Origin of the sequence: Arthrobacter psychrolactophilus (assembly GCF_003219795.1) — a bacterium.
Lineage (GTDB): Bacteria > Actinomycetota > Actinomycetes > Actinomycetales > Micrococcaceae > Specibacter > Specibacter psychrolactophilus.
In genome coordinates, this window is the sequence record NZ_QJVC01000021.1 from 25,621 (window position 1) to 43,052 (window position 17,432).

Consider the following 17,432-nt stretch of genomic DNA (forward strand, 5'->3'; position numbering starts at 1 on the left):
GCATTGGGCCTTACTTCTTTCCGAACTTGCTGGCCTTTGCCGGCCACCATACGCGGTCGCCAAGGTCGTAACTCAGGGCAGGTACCAGGAGCGTCCGGACAATGACGGTATCAAGCAGCACACCGAAGGCCACGATGAACGCCAGCTGGGCCAGGAACAGGAGGGGAATGATGCCCAGGGCTGCGAAGGTGGCAGCCAACACCACCCCGGCAGAGGTGATGACGCCACCGGTCTTACCCAAACCGCGCAGTACGCCAGCGTGGGTGCCCATGCGCAGCGATTCCTCACGAACGCGGGTCATTAGGAAGATGTTGTAATCAACGCCCAGTGCTACCAAGAAGACGAAGCCAAAGAGTGGGACAGTGGCATCGGCTCCGGGGAATCCAAACACGTGGTTGAACACGAGCGCAGAGACACCCATGGTGGCGATGTATGACAGCACCACGGTGCCAATCAGCAGCAAGGGAGCAATGATCGATCGCAGGAGCACGATCAAAACAATGAAGATCACCAGCAGTACCAACGGCACAATCTTGAACAAATCGTGCTGGGCCGTGACATTAGTGTCGAGGGCAATGGCAGACACTCCACCCACAAGCACCGTTGGATCAACCTTCGGAAGTTCCTCGCGAAGATTCACCACGACCTGTTCAGCCTCTGCCGAATCGGCCTGATCTTTCAAGGTGGCGTTGATCAGAATTCGACCATCCTTGACCACAGCTTCGGCCGCCGCATCGGGACGACCACTGCCGGTGTAAACACTGGCCTCGGTAATACCTTCGGTGCCCTCGGCGGCTGCCAACACCTGATCCTTGAGTCCTTGCTCGGCGATGATGAGAACAGGGCTGCCGCTTCCGCCGTCGAAATGCTCGGCCAAGGCTCGCTGGCCGTCAACAGCATTGCTTTGCCCGAGGATGACCTCTGTTTGGGACACCCCATTGGCCTGCAACTGGACGATTCCGGAGCTGGCAACCAGCAGCAGCACCAGAGTAACCACCCAGGCCATGCGCGGCTTACGGGAAATGAGTAGTCCGATGCGTCGCCAGAGGCCCTTGATTCCTGCCAGACCGCGTTCGACGTCGTCACTAGCGTTGGCAGATTCACTGGCCAGAGTTTTGCTTGAGTGCCGCTTCTCGGTGGCGACCTTGGGCATAAATGGCCAGAATGATCCACGGCCGAAGGCGACCAGTAGGGCCGGCAGGCAGGTGAGAGCTGCCAAGAGTGAGAAGAGGATGCCAATGGCGGCGATCGGCCCGAGGCTCCGGTTGGAGTTTAGATCTGAGAAGAGCAGGCACAACATGGCCAAAATAACGGTGGATCCCGAGGCGACGATGGGCTCCCATGCGCCACGGTATGCCTCTCGGATGGCGCTCCAACGTGAGGTCGTCTGCGTCAGCGCCTCTCGGAATCGGGCGACAAAGAGCAATGAATAGTCGGTCGCAGCGCCAATAACCAAAATGGATAGGATGCCCTGGCTTTGGCCGCTGAGCTTGATCCAATCCCAGCTGGCCATGTAGTAAATGACAAGAATGGAGGCGCAGAGCGCGAATACAGAGGTGAAAAGAACCAGTAGGGGCAGCACCACTGAGCGATAAACCACCAGCAAAATAACAAAGACCGCCAAGAGTGCCACGAGCAGCAGTACCCCGTCGATCCCGCCAAAGGCGTTGACTAGATCGGCGGTGAGCCCGGCCGGTCCTGTGACATAGACATTTAACGCGTCAGGGGCGTTAGCCTGCAGGGTGTCACGGAGCTCCTGCACCACGGTTTTAATTTCGCCCGTGTCGGAGATCGGGACAAGGAACTCCACAGCCTTGCCATCCTCGGAGGGGATCGGTCCGGCAATAGTCGTTGTGGCCGGCGCTTCTGGCTTCTGCACACCGGCAACGGCGCCTAGGTCCTTCGAGAGTCCGGCGATGTCGCCAAGTTGTTCCCGTGTCAGAGGTTCATCGCTGGTGAGCAGGACCACTGCGGGAATCACGTTGCTATCGACGAATTTCAGCTGCCATTCGCGAGCGAGAGTTGATTCCGCGCTGGCTGGCAGGAAGCTGGCCTGATCATTGGTGGAAACTTCGGATATTTTGCCAAAAGTCGGACCGCCGAGACCGGCCGCAATGAGCCACACGACGATCAAGACTGCCGGGAGTGCAACTCGGATCCAGCGTTTAGGTGACCATTCAGTTAGTGTCATGCTCAAAATAATACTTCTATGATGGAGATAAATAAAACGGTTGGATTGTCGTCAATCGTGATGGAGCAGAAATGGCGCGATAATTGAAGGCATGATGTCTTACCAAAGTCAGCTCATGCTCTTGACTGCCATGCGAGAGTTTGTCCTAGAGTCTGACCGCTATGTTGATCGAGCCGCAGCTGTGCATGGCCTGCACCGCACTCACCTGAATGCCCTAGGGTTCCTCGTTGGCAGCGGCCCATCTGGATCGACTCCAGGAGTCTTGGGGCATGCACTGAATTTAAGTTCACCGGCAGTTACCGCACTCGTCGACAGGCTGGAAAAGTCCGGTCACGTAACTCGAAAACGCGGCACGAGCGATCGGCGCCAGGTGGAACTTGCCATGACCGACAGCGCCCGCGTTGTTGGCCGGCAGCTTTTTGGCCCCTTGTCCGAACACCTCGGCCACGCTCTGGAGAATTATTCTCCAGAGGAGCTGGCCCTCGTGGAGCGATTCCTGCGTGAGATGACTCTGGCTACCGCCGAAGCCAAGAACAACCTGACGGCTGTCTCGGACTCGACCCTCGACGATTAAAGCGCGGCAGTGGGTAGGCTGGGTCACATACCAACGTCAGGGAGCCCATGATTCGCCGCGTCACAGTCCTATTGCTTGCCGTAACTCTCGTCCTCGGAGGAGCGGCCTGCTCCGCGCCCGATGACGGACAATCAACCGCTGACGCGCTGGCCAAGGCGTTGTCTGCGCACACGGTAGGAGGACTGAGCTTCGACGCACCCAGCGATGAGGTGCAAAAGGAACTGACAGAACTGTCCGCAGGCATCGATCCGGTCTGGCCGGCCGTGACTGTCAGCGGTGTGGAAGTGTCAGGGGAAACCGCGAGGGTATCCCTGAACTACTCATGGCAGCTTCCTCACGTTGACAAGCCGTGGAGCTATGCCACGGGCGCCGATATGAAACGCAATGGCAATTCCTGGACCATCACGTGGTCCCCGGAAATGGTCGAGCCCAAGCTGGCTGCCGGTGACCGCCTGGACATCTCGACACTGTACGGCCAACGAGCCAGTATCCTCTCCGCCGACGGTGAGGCGATCGTGAAGGATCGTCCCGTGCGAACCGTCGGCATCAACAAAGAGGGGCTGACCCCCGACGCAGTGAAGAGCTCCGCCGAGGCGCTGGCGAGCTTGCTGGACATTGACGTCGCGGCCTACCAAGCCAAGGCCGAGGCCTACGGGCCGGTGGCCTTCGTTGACGCCATCACTTTGCGCGAGGAAGCCTTCCAGGGCCTTGACCAGATGAAACTCAAGTCGATTGAGGGCGTTCTGTCGACCGAGGGGACCCTGCCGTTGGCGCCCACCCGCATTTTTGCCTCCGCCATCCTGGGCACGGTTCATGAGGCAACGGCGGAGGACATTGAAAAGTCTGAGGGCAAGGTCGTTGCCGGGCAGATCGTGGGCTCAGGCGGTCTGCAGGCGAGTTTGGACTCCCAGCTTGCGGGAACGCCCGGCGTGACGGTTCTCGCCGTCAAATCGCCAGAGAATTCCAGCAGTACCGCCTCTCCCACGAACGACGCCGGGACCTCGCCAACCGCTGTCCCGGCGGCTTCCAAGGTCCTGTTCCAAGCAACGCCAGTGAACGGTCAGGACGTTAAAACCACCCTCGTACCTCGCCTGCAAAACGCGGCCGAGGAGGCTCTAGCCAGTGTGAAGACACCCAGTTCGATCGTCGTGATGCGCCCGTCCAGCGGAGCCATCCTAGCCTCCGCTAACGGCCCGGACAGCAACGGCTACAACACCGCGTTCCTGGGGCAATACGCGCCGGGATCAACCTTTAAGATTGCCACATCGTTGGGCTTGTTTCGGCTTGGTATGACCCCGGAATCCACGGTGAATTGCTCCGCCGAGTACACCGCGGACGGGAAGAAATTCCTCAATGCACCCGGCTACGCGGCTGAGGCGACGGGCGAGGTACCCCTGACGACCGCCGTCGCACATTCCTGCAATACGGCGTTTGTGAGCCAATTTGAAAAGTTGGCCCAAGAGCAACTGGCTGATGCGGCAGGCGCCTTGGGTATTGGCATGAGCAACGATCTGGGGCTCGAAGCGTTTACGGGCGTGGTGCCGCGCGATTCGGCCGGCACCGAGCATGCCGCGTCCATGATCGGACAGGGCAAGATTCTCGTCTCGCCGCTCGCCATGACCACGTTGATGTCCGCTGTGGTCAAGGGCTCGGCTGTGGTCCCGGTCTTGGTCGAGGGGCGCGATGGCAATGTTGAAGCCGCCGCTGGTGCGGCTCTGACCCAGAAAGAAGCAGAGGGGCTGCGCACCCTCATGCGCGCCGTGGTGACGGATGGCTATTTGAACAATCTGGCCGATCTGCCCGGGGCACCGGCTATCGGCAAGACCGGGACCGCCGAGTACGGCTCCGACACGCCGCCCCGCACACACTCCTGGGTCATTGCGGCACAGGGCGATATTGCCGTGGCGGTATTTGTCGAAGACGGTGACTTGGGTGCCATCACGGGCGGACCCTTGGCAAAAACCATCCTGGCGGCCGCAGCCGGCTAGTTCAGCAGATCCATTTCCAACGCCTTGGCGATGGCATCGTCGCGGGAGCTGACTTGAAGTTTCCGGTAGATGCTGCGCAGCTGTGACTTGACAGTGTTACTGGAGACGAAGAGCGCACCGGAAATATCGTCAACGGAGCGGTGCTGCACCAACTGCTGCAGGACCACCTTTTCACGAGGCGAGAGCGCTGGCGGCAGCTGCAGGTGCTGCAGCGGAGCTGGGAACTCAAGGGCAAACATGTCTACGATGTCCTTATCGCCGGAAGACTCAGCCAGCCGCAGCAAGACTGCGCGGTCTTCCTGCGGCAGAAACAAAATGTGAGCCCGGATCCCGGTGGCCTGGTAGACAATCGTGGCTTTCCGCAGGAGCTTGAGGGCATTTGCCTCACTTCCCAGATGGAGCGAAGCGACGGCGCCCAACAAGTGCAGTGCGGCCCGCGTACGCGGGTTACTCCCCGGAGCCATGACAGCTGCCGAGTATTCAATCGCGGCCTCGGTCGCCTTGCCTGTTAGCAGGAGAAGCAGCATTCGCGCTGGGGCCACCTGATGATGTCCCGGCGCGTAACCGGACAGGGCCGTGGCGGCCCGCGCCGGCTGACCGGCTGACAGCCACAAGATCGAGAGCATATTGTGCATGGCTGCGGTACCAAGATTGTCACCGATCCCAGCGTTCTGGGCGCCCAGGCTCCTGCCCAGGGGTGAGAGCAGGTCCGCGACGCGCTGCGCCTCGCGTAGGCCATGACCTAGGGCAAGCCGGGTATGCATCATGGCTGTTGTGCTGAAGGGCCAGAACTCTGTGCCGGAACAAAAATGTTCGGACCGGGCCAAAAGCAGTTCCGCCGCCTCGTAGTCGCAGCGATCGATTAGGAGCATCGCCCTGCCCGCCACACCGAGAACGTTGAGATACGATTCATCGTGCTTCCGCGGCCACCCGAGCGGATCGCTCATCTCGATGGCCTGCTGGGCCGAAGCCGTGGCTCCCATGAACGCATGGATACCGGCGGCGAAGGACAAGGTGTAGTTCAGTGCCGGCTGCGACGTGGCGTGGGCAACCGCTGCGTTGATGACGGGGACGGCTTCTTCTAGCTTGCCGCCTTGAAAGAGGCAGTAGCTCACATGGCGAAGTGCCAGGACCAGATACTCATGGAGTTCGTCGCGCGCCTCAGGGGCCATGATGTCCAAGGTTGAGAGCGCTGTGAGAGCCATCTCCGCAGAATCGGAGTAACGGCCAACTTGCCGTAAGGCGACGGCGCGCATGGTGTTAACGACGAACTTATTGCTGAGGCTTTCATCGAGCCGGGGCTTGAGAAAAGAATCGGCGGCAGCCTCTAATAACCGTGTGGCCGATTCAGCCATCAAGGGGTTATTGGAATAGGCCAGCCCCAAGGAAAACGCCAAAATAGGATAGCTTTTCAGCGCCTTGAGCGGAACCGCGCGAAGCTGGTGAACCAACAGATCGCTCATATAGCTTTCCGGGCTCGTCAGAAATAAAGCCGTGGTGGCTTGAGCCGCCAATTCGTAATTCTTGGCCCGCACGGCAAAAGTCAGGGCCTGTTCATAATCTGAATTGGCCCGAAACCACTTCGCGGTCACCGAGTTGGCCCGTAGAAATTGCTTGGGGTGGGCGGACTTGAACTCGGCGGCAAACATGAGCCGAAGCGATTCCACATACTGGAACACGGGGCGGGTGTGAACATGCGGATTCCATGAGCCGAAGCCCAAATGTTCGAGTTCAGAGATAAAGTCGCTGACGTCGTGAAATTTGGAAAGTTTCTGAGCCAGCGTCGTATCGAAGTACGGTGCCGTCGAGGTGACTTGAAGAAATCGCAGCAGGGCCGGATCGGAGAATTCAGCGCTTAGCTCGGAGGAAACTAATGTGCGCCATTCCACACCATGATCGCTCGGAATCCGGTTGAGCGACGACAAAGCCATGATCATGGCAGCGACGGACAGGGGAAGTCCTGAGGTGTCGCGGTAGATACTGCTGGCGACCGCGGTAGGAGCCTCCGGCAGTTCCTCAGCGACGAGCCTGTGCACCTCATCGTGGGTGAGCGCTAGTTCGCTTGGACCAATCAGCTGCAGCGTCCCACGCATTTGATGGCGCGGGTCCGCGAGGGAGGAGGTGCTGCGGCCCGAAAGGATGAACTTGCTGTGGGGGTGCCTTGCCGCACTGCTAAGGATGCTGTCGTCGACGGCCGGGCCCATATCGCCAAGGTTTTCGTAACTGTCAATGACAATGGTGGCGCCGGGGGTATCGAGGAATTCTTCCGAGCCATGCTCGGCGGAAAAGATCAGTTCCCACAAGGCGCGCACAGATTGTGGTGTTTCAGTGATGCTGACCCAGATAAGAGGGGAATCGGGGGAACGTTGCGCAGCCCAGCTGCGCAACAAAGTGGTCTTACCGAACCCCGTAGGGGCGGCGATGACGGTGATATTGGGAGCGGTTGAATCTAGGCAGGAAAAAAGTCGTGAACGCAGGCTGCATCCCAACGATGTGTTCTGATCTCTATGAGCCAATATTTCCCCCAAGCCCGCGAAACGACGTGGAGTACGCCGCACACTCTTTTAACTCAACTTTTAGTCTAAACCAGCAGGCTCGAGCGATTTACTCGCGGGCTTCGGAGAGGGACATTTTTGAATTTCGGGATTAGGGTGGTCGACAAGCCATAAATGCGGATCAGCGACGCTCCGCCTGAGGGTAAGGAATCACCGTGAAAAGCTCTGAGATTGCCAACGTTTCATTTTCCACGACGAAATTCCGTGAAGGGTACTCAATGCCGGAGGTGGATAGTTTCCTCGATAAGATTCGACGCTCTCTCGCCGCCTGGGAATCTGGTCAGGCGGGGGTGCTGACCGCAGAGGAAATCGAGGCGGCTCGTTTCTCTTTGACGAAGTTCCGTGCTGGCTACGATGAGGAGCAGGTGGATAATTTTCTCGATCAAGCCATGGTGGCACTGTCTTCCTTTGAAAATGACCCCGAACCCTAGCGCGCCCCTGGCTTCCTTGGAGGACGCCTGCACCGTGGTGCTAGTCCGTGATGGTCAGTCTGGCCTGGAGACCCTCCTGCTGGAGCGGCCACAGAACAGTCGGGCCTTCGGCGGCGCCTGGGTTTTCCCGGGTGGCAAGGTGGACGCCGCGGATCGTCGAGAGGGGAACGGCCGTAGTGTCGACGACTTCTCGGCGGCTCAGCGTGCGGGCCTGCGGGAAGTTGCGGAGGAAACGGGACAGCGACTGGACGGCGATGAGATGGTCTGGCTTTCGCAGTGGACGCCGATGCAACAGCTCCCACGCCGTTTCCGGACCTGGTTCATGCTGGCGCGAGCTGTCACCGGCTCTGTGACGTTGAGCCCCGAGGAGCACAGCAACTATGCGTGGCTATCTCCGGTTGATGCGCTCGAACGGCACGCGCAGGGGAAACTGACGCTCGTCCCGCCCACATGGGTCACGCTCCACGATCTCGCGGGAAAATTCACGGTGGCGGATGCGCTCGCGGACGCGAGATCCAACCCCGCTCCTGTCTACAACACCCAGCTGTTGCCGCCCGACGGGCTCATGTGGCTCGGCGATGCAGCGTATCCGCGGCAGAACATTTCCGAGACGGTGAGTGCACCTGGCGCCCGCCATCGATTGACCACGGCGAGTCTGCCCTGGATCTTTGAACGCAGGTCTGGCTAATCATTGGAAGGAAGCATCATGGCAGCAAGGAAAAAGTGGAGCGAGTTGAGCACGGTGAGTCGCACCGTCCTGATTGTGGCCGGATGCGGGCAGATCCTGCTGCAAGTGGCGGCCCTGCGCGACATCTCCCACAGAACCCCAGCGCAAGTCAATGGCAGCAAGCGGGGGTGGGTGGCGGCGTCGTTCATTAACTTTGCGGGCCCCATCGCGTGGTTCGTGCGCGGCCGGAAGGACTAGGCTTCGGTTCTGCGGAATCGCACGCGGGCGCCCGGGGCCAGCTGCGCGGCCTTATCCAGATCGGATCCGTGCACCACGCCGAGGACGGGGTAGCCGCCCGTGACGGGATGGTCGGCCAGAAAGAGCACGGGAAGGCCAGACGGCGGCACCTGAAGTGAGCCGTGAGCCAGACCCTCGCTGGGGAGCTCGGCGCCCTCAGCCTCCGGGGTCCGGCTCAGGGGAGTGCCGGTCAGTCGGAGCCCAATCCTGTTCGACTGCGGGCCAATGTCCCATGTCTGGGCTTCGAACGCGGCCAGCGATTGCGGCGTGAACCAGTTGTCCCGGGGCCCAAGACGATAGTGGAGTTCGCTCACCTCGGCTGTCGGTGGGGCAGCGATTTCTGCCGTCCCGACCACGCCATCGTGGCGTCGTGCCACGGGCAGGAACGCACCTGCGGTAAGGGGCGGCTGCCCCAAGGCGGAGAGCACATCCGTGGCGCGGCTGCCTAAAACGGCGGGCACCTCGATGTTGCCCCGTACGGCGAGGTAGCTGCGGAAGCCGTGGGCGCCTGCGCAGATGGTGAGAATCTCGCCGTCGTGCAGGAGGAAGGGCGCATTGCCCGGAACCACACGTTCGATTCCGTCGAGGCCGCTGATGCGTAGTTCTGGGGACGTGCCCGCCACCGCCATGACGTGGCTCCCGCTCGCCTTCAGTCGCAGACCTGAGAGGACGATTTCGAGAGCCGCGGCATGGCTGTCGTTGCCAACGAGGCTGTTGGCCCGGCGCAGTGCGGCACGGTCGAGGGCTCCCGACGACGGTACGCCGAGGTGGGCAAAGCCGGGTCGCCCTAGATCTTGCACCGTGGTGTGAACTCCGGGTGCCAGGACCGTGAATCCGGTGGGGGTGCCGATTCGGGTGTCGCTGGGTGCGCTCGCGGCAAGGGCCTTGGGCCTGGTCACCTCGATGAGCTCGCGTACGGGCACGAACTCCACGCCATCGCCAGGCTGAATCAGGGCGGCCGGATCGCGCCGAATATTCCAGATGGTGTCGGCGCAGCGGCCCAGCAACTGCCAGCCACCGGGTGTGGGGCCAGGATACACGGCAGAGAATTCTCCACCCACGGCCACAGATCCTGCGGGTACCACGGTACGCGGGGTGTCCCGGCGCGGCATCATGATCCGGTGATCCGCAGGTGCCAGGTACATGAAGCCGGGGGCGAAGCCGCCAAAGGCCGCCGCCCACCGCTGTCCGCTGTGCCAGGCAACAAGGGCTTCGACGCTGAGCCCCGTGAGTCGGGCAGCGTCGGTGAGGTCGGCGCCGTCGTACCTTGTCTTGATTCGGTGGATGGTTCCGCTGGGAGGGAGTCGGTCCTCCACAGTTGCGGTGTCCAGGAACTCCATGACGTGTCGCAGGGCGCTAGGGGAGTCGCATTGAACAAACACCGTCTTGGCTGCCGCAATAATCTCGATGACGCCGGGCAGCGCACGCTGGCGCAGTAGGACCTGCGCTCCCATGACGTGGGCCAGCGAATCGAGCTCGATGAGGATCGCCAGCTCACCCGCGGGAAGAATGTGTAGCTGCTTCATAGGGTGGCGCTACGGAACGAAGCTGGTGATCGTGACGCCGGAGTCGTGCAAGGCAGTGCGCACGGCAGCGGCCATGGCCACGGCGCCCGGGGTGTCGCCGTGCAGGCATAGGCTTTGCACCTCCACGCCAATGCGGCTGCCATCGATGGCCGTGACTTCTTGGTGCAAAGCGATGTCCAGGCTCTGGGCCACCACCGCTTCAAGGCTGTGCAGGACCGCGCCGGGCTGGGTGCGGGCCACCAGCGTGCCGTCCGGGTTATAGGCGCGGTCGGCGAAAGCCTCGGTCACCACGGTGAGCCCGGCGGCGAGCGCCAGCCGCTGGACCTCCGAGTTTGGCGCCACCAGTAGCGGGAGTTCGACGACGCTCAGGGCGGCCACGACAGCCTCGGCCTGTGCCGTGTGGTGGACGATCGCGTTGTACAGGGCGCCATGGGGCTTGACATAGTTCACGGTGGTTCCCTCTGCCCGGGCGATGGCCTGCAGCGCGCCGATCTGGTAGATCAATTCATCGCTGAGCTCGCTAGAGGCGATGTCCATGAAACGACGGCCAAATCCGGTCAGATCCCGGTAGCTGGGGTGGGCACCGATACTCACGCCCTTGGCCGCCGCGGTGGCGCAACTTTGACGCATGGTGCTGGGATCGCCCGCGTGGAAGCCGCAGGCGATGCTGGCGCTGGAAACCTGGTCCATGATGGCCGCATCGTCGCCGAGCGTCCACTGCCCCAACGATTCGCCGACGTCGGCATTGAGGTCTATGTGCAAGGGAGCGTGTGAGCGTGTCAGAGCAGGCCCAATTCCGTGACGGCGTCGCGTTCCGAAAGCAGTTCCGCCACGGAGGCATCGATCCTGGTTCGGGAGAAGTCGCTGATGTTCAGGCCCGGCACGATGGCGTAGTCGCCGCCGCTGGTGGTGACGGGGAAGGAGCTGACTAAACCTTCCTGCACGCCATAGGAACCATCGGAGGGGACGGCCATGCTGGTCCAGTCTCCGGCCGGAGTGCCTTGCACCCACAGCCTCATATGTTCGACGGCGGCATTGGCGGCCGACGCTGCCGAGGAGCCGCCGCGCACGGCGATGATCTCGGCTCCGCGCTGGGCCACACGCGGAATGAACTCTTCGCTAATCCAGGACTGTTCCACCAACGATGTTGCCGGGGTGCCGCCAACAGTTGCGTGCGTGATGTCCGGGTACTGGGAAGCAGAGTGGTTACCCCAGATGGCAAGCTTGCTGATGCTACTCACGGGAGCGCCGGTCTTGGCCGCCAATTGTGCCACGGCCCTGTCGTGGTCCAGCCGGGTCATGGCGGTAAAACGTTGCGCAGGGATGTCACGCGCGTGGGAGGCCGCAATTAACGCGTTGGTGTTGGCTGGGTTGCCGACGACAGCAACCTTCACATCGCTGGCTGCCCCTTCATTCAAGGCCCTGCCCTGCACAGAGAAGATGCCACCGTTGGCGCTGAGGAGATCGGCCCGTTCCATGCCTGGGCCGCGCGGACGGGCGCCGACGAGCAGTGCGATGTTGGCGCCGTCGAACGCCTTGGTGGGATCGTCAAAGACCTCAAGGCCCGCGACCAGCGGGAACGCGCAGTCCATCAGTTCCAGAACCGTGCCCTCTGCCGCCTTGGCCGCCTGCGGGACCTCAAGGAGGTTCAGCTTGACCGGGACGTCAGGGCCCAGCATGGCACCAGAGGCAATCCGGAACAGCAGCGCGTAACCAATTTGGCCTGCGGCCCCGGTGACCGTGACGGTGACGGGGGCTGGAGCATGTGCGTTCATGCAGCCAGTCTAGTCCCGCAGGTAGAGTTGATGGCAGGCTGCCGGGAGCGCAGTAACAACCAAAGGGGACTGGATGTCGCAGGGTCAGCAAACGAAACGTACATGGGCTGCTCGTGCCCGTGCTGTCCCCGGAATACTGGCCAAGTCGCCATGGTGGGTTGCACTCCTCGTGGGTGGCCTCTGCATCTGGCTGGGATTGACCCTAGTCACCAAACCGCTTTCTTCTTTGGGGGCCTTGACGCTTTACGCCGGCGCCAGCTTCATCATCTCCGGGATCTCCGATCTGATCGAGAACGAAAAATCCGGTTCCGGGGGCATCCGCATGGTACTCGGCTGGGGCTGGGTTGCCGCCGGACTCGTGGTTCTGGTCTGGGCCGGTGGCGCCATGGCGGTGCTGCCCGTGTTCATCGCCGCCTCACTGATAGTCTCCGGCGTGATCCGGGCGATGGGGGCCATTCGCGGCAAGGTCCGCCCGGCCGATGAACGTGTCTCGGCGATCATCCTTGCGCTCGCAGACCTGATCTTTGGTGTGGTGGCGCTGGCCTGGCCGGACGTGACGCTGCTGCTGGTGGCCATCCTCTTTGGTGCCCGAACCCTGCTCTTTGGCCTAGGCCGCGTGTGGAATGCCTTGGCCGAAGCTATCACGCTCTCGCGAGCACGACGGCGCACGGCTGCCACTTCCGCTGTGGGAACGGCTTCCGCTGCATCGACGACCCGGCCCAAGCACTTCCGGCGTTGGATGCGGGTCATCGGTGCCGTGTTGTCGTTGGTCCTCGCTGTCGCCGTCGCCGGTCTTGGCGCGCAGCTGCGTAGTGGTGCCCCCAGTGTGGACGCGTTTTATGCTGCGCCGGCCACGGTTCCCGATGAGCCCGGGCAGTTGCTCAGGAGCGAACCCTTCACCACGGGTGTCCCGGAGAACGCCAAGGCGTGGCGGATTCTGTACACCACCACCGGGGACGATTCCACGCCGGCCGTGGCAAGCGCCGTCGTACTTACCTCACTGAAACCCGCCAGCGAGCCGAGACCCGTCATCACCTGGGCCCACGGCACCACAGGTTACTCCGAGCCGTGTGCGCCGTCGAACCTACCGGAATCCTTCGACGCGGGTGCGCTGCCGGCACTTGACCATATTGTCGAGAACGGGTGGGTGCTAGTCGCGACCGACTATGCAGGTCTGGGGACCAAGGGGCCGCAGCCGTATTTGATCGGTCAAGGCGAGGCCCGGTCAGTACTGGATTCGGTGCGGGCGGCGAAGGCGCTGGACACCGAGCAGGACGAGCTGACCATGGCTGAAGAAACCGTCGTGTGGGGCCATTCGCAAGGAGGACAGGCAGCACTGTGGACCGGTGGATTGGCTGCAAGTTACGCGCCGGATGTGAAAATCAGCGGTGTGTCAGCCATGGCACCGGCCAGTGACGCCATTGGACTGTTGGCGAACCTGCATACAGTCTCCATTGGAAGCGTGTTTGCCTCCTATGTGGCTGCTGCCTATGCCGACAACTATCCCGACGTTTCCTTCAACGAGTACATCACGCCCGTGGCCAGAACGTTTGTGCGTGAAATGTCCACACGTTGCCTGTCGGAGCCCGGGGTCTTGGTGTCAGCTGTCAATGCCCTCGCGATCGATAAAGACCGGACGATTTTCAGCAAGGATCCCACCACGGGAGCCATGGGCGATCGGCTGCGCGAGAACACGCCGGTGTTGCCTATCTCGGCACCGTTATTCATTGCTCAGGGTGCGGCGGATCCGCTGGTGACTCCTGCCGTGCAGGACGCCTACGTTGCCGCACGGTGCAAGGCCGGGCAGGAACTTGAATACAAGAAGTATGAGGGCAAGGACCACATGGGAGTTGTGTCCCCTGATTCGCCCTTGATTGCCGATCTGCTGGCCTGGACCCAAGACCGCATCGAGGGTAAGCCCGCCACCAGCAATTGCACGGATCTGCCCTAGATCGGCCAGGCTCGCCCCAAACACAAGCGGGGCCTACCAATGTCATTGGTAGGCCCCGCTGTAGCATCAGTTGTGGGTTCAGTTCCGGGATCAGCGGACGCCGGGAGCCTCTCCTCCGATGTTGACCTCGGCGCCGCCGGCAAACGCGTTGCCAGCGATCGAGTTCAATGCCGTGAGCTTGAGGTAACGGCCAACTTTCCCGCCGGAAACGGCCGTGATCTGTGAACGGCTCACATCAAGGAACGTTCCGGAGGCAACCTTGGCGCCAAACTCGGTGGGGCTGTCGGAGACATAGAGCTCGAAGTCCTTGATCTTGCCATTGGAGTTGGACTGGCGTTGAGTGTATTCAAAGCCGGTGACGGCGTAGCTCTTGCCCAGGTCGATGACCACACTGTGCGGGAACGGTGTGGTGCTGCCCTGCCACTGGGTGTGCCAGTAACTGTCAATCTTGCCGTCCAGCAATGCCGTAGCCGGACCGCTCGGCGCGGATTCACCCGTGAGCTCCTCCGAGGTGACGGATTCAATGCTCAGCTCGCTCTGGAGGATCTTGTTCTCCAGCGGAATCAGCTTTGATTTGACCTTCAGGCTGTCCTTGGCAGTGCGTGTTCCGGTCGAGGAGATCTGGGTGGCTAGGACCTCGAACTTTCCGCTATACGTGGCGGGGTACACCGGCATCTGGAAGGTGAGCTGACCTTCGGCATCCGGGAGAACAGATCCGACGCGGTTACCGCCAAGGGTCAGCACAACATGCTTTCCGGGTTCGAAGCCGCTGAGCGTCGTTTTGGCGCGGTAACCGGCCTTGGTGGTGGCATTTGTGACGGCCAGAAGTGGAGTTTGGGAGGAGTCCCAAACGGCTGGCGCGGCAGGGTCGGCCGTGCCTGCGGCGATAGCCACGGTGAAGCTCGCCGTCGCCCCGTTGCTGGCCGTGAGCGTTCCCGTGTAAGTTCCCTCGGTGGCGTAGGAATGCGTGCCCTGCAGTTGGTACAGGCTTCCGGCGGCAAGTGAATGACGGGCCTTGAGTGCAACGATCGTCGCCGGGGTGGCGGCGGTGCCGTCGCCCCAGTCAACGCTCACACCAAGGCTGCCAAGAATGCTGGAGGCGCTCACGCCATCAGCATCATCAACCGTGTCAACAGCAATGCTTGAGCCGTCTGCCGAGGCCTTCGTGCCAGGTGCCGCCAGCTGGCCAACGTTGAGGGTCAGTGTCTTGCCCGGGGCAACAGCCACGGGCAGTCCGGCCATGGAGGAGCGCCATTTGGCCTGGTTGCCGTCATAGAAATTAGTGCCGGTCGCAAGCATGCGCTGACCCATGGAGGCCATCCGCACCTTGAAATCGTTCACGTTTCGCTGCGCCTGCGGGGTCCAACCAATTTCGGCAAAGGAGACGACACGTGGGAACGCCATGAACTCGGCTTGATTGCCGCCGCGGATGGTCTCGGACCACTGGGCCGCTTCCACACCGAGCAGTGCCGAGTCGGGCAGTTTCGCCCCGGCATCCTTGACGGTTCCGGCCGGATCCCAGTCGTAGTACTTCGGGAAGTCTCCGGTGCCAGCCCAGGTCAGGCCGATGGGCGTCTTGGCGTTGTACTTCATGTCAATGTAGGACGTGGAGCCGTTGGAGACCATGAGCTTGGCGCCCTTGTTCTTGATGGCGTTGAGGGTATCGGCTGTGCCGCCGGTCCAGTATTGGATGCCGTCTCCTGCTGTGAGCCCGCCAATGGCGGACTCATTCCAGCCGATCGGCTTCTTGCCCAGGCCGTGAATAATCTGCACGGTCTTGGTAACGAACTCGACGTAGTTGTCGTGGCCGGTCACGTGGGACTCGTCCCCGCCGATGTGGACGTAGTCGCTGGTGGTCATGCCTGCGATCTGGCCAAACACATGCTCCAAGAAGGTCCAGGTGATGGGTGAGGCAACGTCAAGGGTGGAGCCGCCAACATTCCCGGTGCCGTCGGCGGGGACAACGCCCCACTCGTCGATGCCCGGCTTAGCTCCGGCGGTGTTCAACTCCGGGATCGCGTGCAGAATGGCGGAGGTGTGGCCGGGAACATCGATTTCCGGAATGATCTCAATGTGGCGCGAGGCCGCATAGGCCACGATGTCCTTGTATTCCTTCTGCGTGTAGAAACCGGTGTGCCCGAGTTCGTCCTGGTAACTGAGGTTCTTGGTCACTGCCGTCTTGCCTGAGATGCCGGTCAGCTGGTCGTAGTCGATCGTGTCGCCCGACTTCCGGCCGTCGTTGGTGATCTGGATGCGCCATCCTTGATCGTCGGCCAGATGCATGTGCAGCGTGGAAATCTTGTAGGCAGCCAGGGAGTCTATGATGTTCTTGACTTCATCGGGGCGCTTGAAATCGCGTGCCACGTCAAGCATCATGCCGCGTTTGTCGAAGCGCGGTGCGTCGGAAATTTCGACGGCGGGTGCACTCCAGTCCGCGATGACCTTTTGCTTGGATTCAATGAAGGCGGGGAAGAGCTGGCGCAGCGTCTGGATGCCATTGAAGACGCCATCGCTCGTGGGCGAGGTGACCTTCACGCCCGTGTCGGCACCCACCGTAAGCGTGTAAGCCTCGGATTGAAGCTGGGCACCGAGGTTGGGGATCTCACCCGGGGTCTGGAGAAGAACGACGTCGTCCGCGTCGCCTGAGGTGCCTGTCACCACGGGCAGTGCCAGCCCGGTGGAGGTGCGGAAAATAGCGGCCAGGTAGTCAGCGGTTTTCTTAGTCTCAGGGTTATTGGCCACGATTCGCGAGCCGGCACCCAGCGTGAAGGGCGCCTTGTCGGGCGTAGCCAGATTGACCGGAAGCGGAATCAAGTTCACGCCTTCGGCAGGTACGGGTGCAGCGGCTTCCGGTCCGTCCCAGACCTCAAATTCCCACATGGACATACCGTACTTGATGCCACCGATTGGGGTGCGGTCAATGCCCTGCATGCGAACGTATTGGTACGGCGTGGATGCCAATGCGGCGTAGAGCTTCTGGGTGTCGTCGGCGGCGCACATGGGGGAGATGACGTCCGTGGCGTCCACAAAGGTGATGCCGTCGGTGGAGACCTGAAGTTTGTATTTCGCAGCACAGGCTGTTTCCCACTTGATAGTGACATGGTCAATGACCGTGGGGGTCGCGAGCTTGAGGGTAATCTGGGCGTTGTTTGCCGTGTTGGAGGACCAACGTGTGGCGGGATCGCCGTCGTTCGCCAAGGCTGTGCCGTTGCGTCCGGGCGTCTCGTCGCCGGAGGAGGTGACGGTTGCGCCGGCCGAGGCTAGGGCAACGTTCCTTGCGGCAACATTGCCGGCAACAGGATCACCGGGGGCGGCCACCGAGGGCGGTGCCGCCATCGTCAGCAGCATGGCCGGCGCCACCACCGCCATCGCTAAGGCCTTCTTCAACAAGGAATGCATATGTTCATCCTTTTTCGAAATGAGGGATCTGGGTCACACGGTGCTCATGTTATCCATATCACAACCCTTTGGGAAGGC

The 17,432-nt window shown here is 61.6% G+C and carries 12 protein-coding genes; 6 read left to right on the top strand and 6 right to left on the bottom strand.

Features of this window, described 5'->3' with window-relative positions; translation table 11 throughout:
• Window positions 1-10 precede the first annotated feature (10 nt).
• Window positions 11-2,191: an MMPL family transporter gene (locus CVS30_RS15155; protein WP_110486396.1), complete on the bottom strand. Its 2,181-nt coding sequence runs from the start codon at window positions 2,189-2,191 to the stop codon at window positions 11-13.
• 91 nt (window positions 2,192-2,282) lie between these two features.
• Here CVS30_RS15155 and CVS30_RS15160 point away from each other — a divergent pair, with 91 nt between their 5' ends.
• Together CVS30_RS15160 and CVS30_RS15165 are read left to right on the top strand one after the other, a co-directional pair.
• Window positions 2,283-2,765: a MarR family winged helix-turn-helix transcriptional regulator gene (locus CVS30_RS15160; RefSeq protein WP_110486397.1), complete on the top strand. Its 483-nt coding sequence runs from the start codon at window positions 2,283-2,285 to the stop codon at window positions 2,763-2,765.
• 47 nt (window positions 2,766-2,812) lie between these two features.
• Window positions 2,813-4,753: a penicillin-binding transpeptidase domain-containing protein gene (locus CVS30_RS15165; RefSeq protein WP_110486398.1), complete on the top strand. Its 1,941-nt coding sequence runs from the start codon at window positions 2,813-2,815 to the stop codon at window positions 4,751-4,753.
• Here the strand turns inward: CVS30_RS15165 and CVS30_RS15170 are convergent.
• Window positions 4,750-7,065 (bottom strand): helix-turn-helix transcriptional regulator, encoded by a 2,316-nt coding sequence (locus CVS30_RS15170; protein WP_110486399.1) that lies wholly within the window; start codon window positions 7,063-7,065, stop codon window positions 4,750-4,752. The genes CVS30_RS15165 and CVS30_RS15170 overlap by 4 nt on opposite strands.
• Before the next feature lie 398 nt (window positions 7,066-7,463).
• Here CVS30_RS15170 and CVS30_RS15175 point away from each other — a divergent pair, with 398 nt between their 5' ends.
• Genes CVS30_RS15175 through CVS30_RS15185 form a run of 3 tightly spaced genes read left to right on the top strand, consistent with a single transcriptional unit; the run spans window position 7,464 to window position 8,664 of the window.
• A complete protein-coding gene (locus CVS30_RS15175) occupies window positions 7,464-7,739 on the top strand; it encodes a DivIVA domain-containing protein (RefSeq protein ID WP_110486400.1) in 276 nt (91 codons plus the stop codon).
• Complete coding sequence (locus CVS30_RS15180) at window positions 7,723-8,427, top strand: NUDIX hydrolase (RefSeq protein ID WP_181419821.1); 705 nt, start codon at window positions 7,723-7,725, stop codon at window positions 8,425-8,427. Before CVS30_RS15175 ends, CVS30_RS15180 begins: the two co-directional genes overlap by 17 nt.
• An 18-nt stretch (window positions 8,428-8,445) precedes the next feature.
• On the top strand, window positions 8,446-8,664 hold the full coding sequence (locus CVS30_RS15185) for a hypothetical protein (RefSeq protein ID WP_181419822.1): 219 nt from the start codon (window positions 8,446-8,448) through the stop codon (window positions 8,662-8,664).
• Here the strand turns inward: CVS30_RS15185 and CVS30_RS15190 are convergent.
• From CVS30_RS15190 to CVS30_RS15200, 3 genes are read right to left on the bottom strand one after another with little or no spacing between them, the layout of a single operon-like run.
• The gene (locus CVS30_RS15190; RefSeq protein ID WP_110486402.1) at window positions 8,661-10,229 is read right to left on the bottom strand and encodes a 5-oxoprolinase subunit B/C family protein; all 1,569 of its coding nucleotides are present in this window, start codon (window positions 10,227-10,229) and stop codon (window positions 8,661-8,663) included. The two genes, CVS30_RS15185 and CVS30_RS15190, sit on opposite strands and share 4 nt — an antisense overlap.
• Window positions 10,230-10,238: 9 nt before the next feature.
• Window positions 10,239-10,991 carry a LamB/YcsF family protein gene (locus CVS30_RS15195; protein ID WP_110486403.1) on the bottom strand — a complete coding sequence of 251 codons (753 nt, stop codon included), beginning with the start codon at window positions 10,989-10,991 and terminating at the stop codon, window positions 10,239-10,241.
• 17 nt (window positions 10,992-11,008) lie between these two features.
• On the bottom strand, window positions 11,009-12,004 hold the full coding sequence (locus CVS30_RS15200) for a malate dehydrogenase (protein ID WP_110486404.1): 996 nt from the start codon (window positions 12,002-12,004) through the stop codon (window positions 11,009-11,011).
• Window positions 12,005-12,077: 73 nt separating this feature from the next.
• Between CVS30_RS15200 and CVS30_RS15205 the strand changes: the two genes are divergently transcribed.
• Window positions 12,078-13,955 (top strand): lipase family protein, encoded by a 1,878-nt coding sequence (locus CVS30_RS15205; RefSeq protein ID WP_110486405.1) that lies wholly within the window; start codon window positions 12,078-12,080, stop codon window positions 13,953-13,955.
• A gap of 90 nt (window positions 13,956-14,045) precedes the next feature.
• On the opposite strand, the gene CVS30_RS15210 is transcribed toward CVS30_RS15205, so the two are convergent.
• Window positions 14,046-17,354: a family 20 glycosylhydrolase gene (locus CVS30_RS15210; protein WP_110486406.1), complete on the bottom strand. Its 3,309-nt coding sequence runs from the start codon at window positions 17,352-17,354 to the stop codon at window positions 14,046-14,048.
• Window positions 17,355-17,432: the final 78 nt, after the last annotated feature.